Here is a 924-nt window from a genome sequence, read left to right on the forward strand (position 1 = left end):
TCGGCCGCGGCCAGCTGTGCCGAGCTTCCGTGGCGCGGTGCATCGCTTCACCGTCGATGCGACGCGCACGGCTGCGCTGTCGAAGCTGGCGCGGGCGGAGGGTGCGACGCTGTTCATGGTGCTGCTGGCGGCGTTCGACGTGCTGCTGTCGCGCTGGAGCGGGCAGGACGATGTCGTGGTCGGCACGCCGATTGCCGGGCGGACCCGCGCCGAGACCGAGACCCTGATCGGGTTCTTCGTCAACATGCTGGCGCTGCGCACCGATCTCTCCGGATCGCCGTCGTTCCGGCAGCTGCTGCGGCGGGTGAAGGCTGCTGCACTCGATGCCTATGCGCATCAGGAGCTGCCGTTCGAGAAGCTGGTGGAGGCGCTGCATCCGGTTCGTGACCTGAGCCGTGAGCCGATCTTCCAGGTGGTGTTCGCGCTGCAGAACGTGCCGCAGCAGGCGGGCCGGATGGCCGGGCTGACGGTCGCGCCGTTCGAGACCGGAGCGGTAGCTGCCAAGTTCGACCTGGAGCTGTCGATGGTGGAAGTGGATGGCGGGCTATCGGCGTCGCTGGTCTATGCCACCGATCTGTTCGACCGCACCACGATCGCGCGGCTGGTGGAGCACTTCATGCGCCTGCTGGACGGGATCGTGGCAAAGCCCGACCGTCCGGTCCGGGAGCTTGCGCTGCTGAGCGAAGCCGAGCAACGGCAGCTGATTGTGGACTGGAACGCGACGGCAGAGAGCTATCCGCAGGATGTCTGCCTGCATGAGCTGTTTGCCGAGCACGCCGCACGCCGGGCCGATGCCGTTGCTGTGGTGCTGGGGGATCAGGAGCTCTGCTATGGCGAGCTCGACCGCCGCGCCAACCAGCTCGCGCATCATCTGCGCGGACTTGGCGTCGGGCCCGACGTGATCGTCGGTCTCTGCATGGAGCG

1 protein-coding gene is annotated in these 924 nt (G+C 67.7%); it reads left to right on the forward strand.

Translation table 11 applies throughout. The features are described 5' to 3' along the window. Window positions 1–16: 16 nt before the first annotated feature. On the forward strand, window positions 17–924 hold a 908-nt coding region (locus tag BRAS3843_RS22290; RefSeq protein WP_244425448.1), incomplete at its 3' end, for a condensation domain-containing protein.

The organism is Bradyrhizobium sp. STM 3843 (assembly GCF_000239815.1).
GTDB lineage: Bacteria > Pseudomonadota > Alphaproteobacteria > Rhizobiales > Xanthobacteraceae > Bradyrhizobium.